Here is a 1,648-nt window from a genome sequence, read left to right on the forward strand (position 1 = left end):
TGGCCCAGACCGTGTCAAAACGCGAACGGCAAAAACTCCGACGACACTTGTTCTCGCAGCGAAGTGCGAATTATTGAATGCGGTATTTGGAACATCGATTTCGTCAAAGAGGATGTCGTCTAGTCCCCAGTTGGTCGCATGCGGGCCTATGCCTGCATCGCTTTCATGACCGTTTCTGAACCGAGTAACTTAATGACTCGCTTCATGTTGTACGCAAGCACGTGCAGGCTCATCTCAGTGCTTACCCGCTCGATCGTTCGCGTTAGGAAATGCGTGGCTCCCATCCAAGCCTTGATTGTGCCAAACGGATGTTCGACGGTTTGTCTTCGGGTACGCATCATGTCGGGGTTGTGATCAAGACGGATTTGCATCTCATCGAGAACCCCTTCGTGTTCCCAGCGTGTCACCCGGCGTTGTATGCTCGGCGTGCACTTGTCCTTTAAGGAACATTGTTGGCAGTTCGAGCTCCAGTAACGGTTCAACTTTAGCTCGCGCTCGATTGTCATGTAGCGCCATATGAGACGCTCTCCCGCTGGGCACCGATACTCGTTCGCCTCGGCGTTGTAAATGAAATCGTCTTTGCTGAAGCGGCCGTGAGCCGTCGCGCTCGACGTCACCGTCTTCGGAACGAACACGGTAATGCCAGCTTGGTGACACGCGAGTATCTCCTCGCTTTTGTAATAACCTCTGTCCGCAACTGCGGTGAGTTTCTTGACGCCCATCTCGTTACGCGCGAGCTTCGCCATCGACGTGAGTTGATCCCGATCAATGCCGTTGTTGGTGACCTCGTGCGCGACGATCAAATGGTGCTTTGCATCGACCGCTACCTGGACGTTGTAGCCAACGACGCCTGTCCCCCGCGTCTTCATTGAGCGCGCGTCCGGGTCTGTGAGCGACACTTGCTGGTCCGGCGACGCGTCGAGTTGAACTTCGACTTTCTTCAGGATTTGCATCTGCTCTTTGAGGGCCGCGATCTTGTCTTGCAACCGCTCCGTCTTTGCCTTCGCGATCGTAGGTTCCTGGCGATCGGCGGTGTCCATTTGCACAAGATAACGGCTGATGCTTGCCTCGATATCCCGCATTCGTCGTTCTAGTTTTGCGCTCGTGAAGTTGCGGTCGCGATGGTTCACTGCCTTAAACTTGCTCCCGTCTATCGCAACGAGCGCTTCGGCGAAAAGGTCCAAGCGTTGGCATAGCATGACGAACTGACGACAGACGCTGCGGATCGCTTTGCCGTTGTCTTTGCGAAACCGCGCAATGGTCTTAAAGTCCGGAGCCAAGCGGCCCGCGAGCCACATCAATTCAATGTTGCGCTGGGCCTCGCGCTCAAGACGACGACTGGATTGAATACGGTTCAGGTAACCGTAGATGTAGATCTTAAGCATCACCTCAGGATGATACGAAGGCCGACCAGTCAGCGCCGGTTCAACGCCTTCAAACCCAAGTTTCTGAAGGTCAAGCTCATCTACAAAGACATCGACTACGCGCACGGGGTTGGTGTCCGTCACGTAGTCGTCGAGTGCTTCGGGAAGAAGAAAGCTTTGAGTACGATTGTCGCCTTGAACGAACCGCTTCATCTCGCTCCCCCGCTATCGGATGAGAGATTTTAGCTCTTCAAAAAAGCGTTTTGACACACTCTGGGCCGAAC

The 1,648-nt window shown here is 54.3% G+C and carries 1 protein-coding gene; it reads right to left on the reverse strand.

What is annotated here, in order from left to right; translation table 11 throughout:
* Nucleotides 1-146 precede the first annotated feature (146 nt).
* Nucleotides 147-1,577 carry an IS1182 family transposase gene (locus tag PQR40_RS38900; protein ID WP_408242437.1) on the reverse strand — a complete coding sequence of 477 codons (1,431 nt, stop codon included), beginning with the start codon at nt 1,575-1,577 and terminating at the stop codon, nt 147-149.
* Nucleotides 1,578-1,648 lie beyond the last annotated feature (71 nt).

It is taken from the genome of Paraburkholderia sediminicola (assembly GCF_046026855.1).
Taxonomy (GTDB): Bacteria; Pseudomonadota; Gammaproteobacteria; order Burkholderiales; family Burkholderiaceae; genus Paraburkholderia; species Paraburkholderia sediminicola_A.